Annotated in this window: 2 protein-coding genes and 2 pseudogenes; all 4 read right to left on the bottom strand. The window is 69.0% G+C overall.

What is annotated here, in order from left to right:
- Positions 1-77, bottom strand: a pseudogene (locus tag A5714_RS25395) (WXG100 family type VII secretion target); the annotation flags it as partial.
- A gap of 326 nt (positions 78-403) precedes the next feature.
- Entirely contained in the window at positions 404-703 is a 300-nt protein-coding gene (locus A5714_RS13665) for a PE family protein (RefSeq protein ID WP_068071300.1), read from the bottom strand.
- A 478-nt stretch (positions 704-1181) separates the two neighbouring features.
- On the bottom strand, positions 1182-2399 hold the full coding sequence (locus A5714_RS13660) for a PPE family protein (protein ID WP_068285869.1): 1218 nt from the start codon (positions 2397-2399) through the stop codon (positions 1182-1184).
- Positions 2400-2737: 338 nt separating this feature from the next.
- Positions 2738-2879, bottom strand: a pseudogene (locus A5714_RS26135) (hypothetical protein); the annotation flags it as partial.

Genomic DNA, 2879 nt, shown 5'->3' with positions numbered 1-2879 from the left:
ACCGTCTGAGCGTGAACCTCGAAACGGCCCGCCATCGCACGCATCTCGTGCGGGTCGGTCATAAAACGTGTAGCCATCTTGGCTGTCTCCTTTTATAGGTAGTTACTGCTGGTGGTGGTGATGTAACGACGTATGGCCGGACCGGTTACGCGTTGCGCGACCGCCAAGCCGGATGCCTAGCGACTGGTCCCCCTTCCCCGTCAGCCGGCGGCCGCCGAGCGTTGTGACACGGTGAGACGGTCGTCAAACCCGAACTGCGGCGTTGGAGTTGACGGAGTGGCCGTTGCTATTCCGGGCGTCTTTCCGGCCCCCGCATCGGGCGCCGGAAAGATCTCCCGCAGGGCGATCGAGGTGGAACGCACGTCGACGACGACCCGCTCCGACACCCCGACCGCCGATTCGGTCAGCCCGCGGCGGCTGCGTTGGCCGCCTCGGTGGCGGCGTAGGAACCGGCGCTGGTCGACAGCGTGTTCACGAACAGCTCGTGAATCGCGGCGGCCTGGGCGCTGACGGCCTGGTAGACCTGCGCGTGGGCGGCGAACTGCGCTGCGGTCAGCGCCGACACCTCGTCGGCTGCAGCGGGCACCACTCCCGTCGTCGGGCCCGCCGCCGCGGCGTTCTGAGCGCTCAGCGTGGAACCGATGGTCTGCAGGTTCCCTGCTGCCGCTGACAAAGCCTCAGGCTGTGTGGTCACGAACGACATACTTGATCCCTCCTATTTCATTCCCCGACTCTGCAAGAGAGTAGATGACGGCGACGTCCGGGGTAATTACGGAAGCCGCCAGTTTGCAACTGTTCACGTAGCGGTACGGCGAATTCATTTTTGGTAACGAGACGGTAACAGCGGCCGACCAGGACTGCCGGTCATCTCAGGACGGTTACGGAAAATGATAACCGCCGCCGGTCTGAAAAGCAGCAGGTAAGCGGCAGCGTCCACTGCTCCGGTCGCGGGGGCCGCCAAATAATCCGGTTGCGGAATATCGGTGTGCGTGCGCTGCGCGCCGTTGCGTCGCCACGCGAGGCGGCCCGGCATCCTCCTTTCGGGCATCTCGGCGGGGCGCCAGCCTCGTTCGCCGGCACGCGACGGCGCGCACGGCGATCGGGGCGGCGTAAGGTTCATCGGCTGCCTATAACGCCTTCGACCAGGACGATTCGGCGGCGAGGCGGGTCATGCGGCTGCCCTAGCCGGCGAAGGGTGGGCGGGCCATGACGGTGGGGCGGAATCCGTACTTGGGTCCGGCCGCGCCGTGGCCGCCGGCGCCGACACCGGCCAGCGGCATGCCCCCGAGCAGGTTGCCCGCACCCGCGGCCTCCGGCGCCGCGCTGATGCTGCTGACCGGGATCGCGTGCCCCACCATCGGCGCCACCGACGGGCCCCCGGTCCAGGCCACCGGCACCGACAGCTTGCCACCCAGCGAAGCCGCGCCACCGATCGCGGCCACCGGGTGCGCCGCGGCCGCCCCGCCACCGAGCATCCCGCCCAGGCCACCCAGGCCGGGCAGCGCCTTGGCCGCCGCAGGGGCCGCACCGCCGAGCACACCCAGCGACTTGGCCATCTGCACACCGAAGTTGCCCATACCGACACTGAAGTACGGCAGACCCTCGGTGTTGTAGAAGAGGCCGGCGAAGGGGCTGTAGCCGTTGACCGCGGCCCCCAGGCTGCTCGGGAAGCTGGTCTGACCGGTCAGCAGGAACCACAACTCCGACAGCGGGTCGGTCTGCGTCGCGGCCGCCGCGGCCTGCGTCGTGGTCGTCCCCGTGGTGGCCGCCGGCTGCGCCAGCGCCTGCAGGGTCTTGGTCGTGCTGGTCGCCGTGGAGTTGGCCGTCGCGTTGCTGGTCGCGGCGGCCTGGTTGGCCTGACCCGACGGGTTGACCACCTCCGGGGCATTCTGGAAAGTACTCACCTTCGACGCCGTCGCCGACTGACCGGCATAGGAATACATCGCGGCGGCGTCCTGGGCCCAGAACTCGCCGTACTGCGTCTCCAGCTGCGCGATCAACGGGGTGTTCTGCCCCAGCACGTTGGTGGCCTGCAGCTGGGTCACCTGGGTGCGGTTGGCCGCGATCAGCGGCGGCGGCACCGACGAAGCCAGCGCGGTCTCGTACGCCGCCGCGGCGGCCTGGGCCTGGGTGGCCGCCTCCTCGGCCTGCGCGGCCGTCGTGGTCAACCACGTCACATACGGCTGGGCTGCTTGCGCGGCCGCCGCCGACGCGGTGCCCAGCCAGTCCTCGCTGCTCAGCGCCGTGATCACGTTCTCGTAGTTCAACGCGGCCGAGTTCAGCTCCGCGGCCAACGCATTCCACGACGACGCTGCCGTGAGGAACGATCCCGACCCTGGACCCGCGTAGATCCGCGCCGAGTTGACCTCCGGCGGCAGTGCCCCATAGTCCAACACCATTACCTTTAACCCCTTCGTGGCCGAATCACTGAGACGCGAGTAGTGCATGACGATAGTGCGTTGCTGGCCGGACACCCGTGGCCCGCTGATGCCGCTGGCCGCAGCGACCTTTCGGCCGGCCCGTGAACGCGACCGGCGGTAGCCGGGCCACGCTCGCCCAACCGGAGTCTCCCACCCCACCGCGGTGTGGTAAACGCCTGCTGGCGGGCGTCGCCGACCCGGAGACGGAGTCCACCGGCGCGGACGCTTGTCGCGCCGCCAGTCGGCGCGCCGAATGCCGCCGGGAATAAAATCCGGTCGCGGATAAACAGCCGCTCAAACATGTTCGTGCGCCGCCGTTATCCGGCCGAGGGTGGGCGGGTCAGGACGCTGTAGCGGAACCCGTACTTGTTGACATAGCCCGCGGTCGCGCCGCGGCGGCCCATGCCCCCCATCGGCTGCCCCGCAGCAAGGCGTTGGGCGAATTCGCCCCCGCCGCAC

Origin of the sequence: Mycobacterium sp. E2462 (assembly GCF_001672685.1) — a bacterium.
Lineage (GTDB): Bacteria > Actinomycetota > Actinomycetes > Mycobacteriales > Mycobacteriaceae > Mycobacterium.
The sequence above is the reverse complement of the archived record's forward strand: the minus strand, read 5'-3'. Positions and strand labels throughout refer to the sequence as shown.

Bases quoted from the DNA above. Each gene is read 5' to 3' on its own strand.
- A5714_RS13665 (WP_068071300.1), bottom strand. From the start codon at position 703: ATGTCGTTCGTGACCACACAGCCTGAGGCTTTGTCAGCGGCAGCAGGG.
- A5714_RS13660 (WP_068285869.1), bottom strand. From the start codon at position 2,399: ATGGTGTTGGACTATGGGGCACTGCCGCCGGAGGTCAACTCGGCGCGG.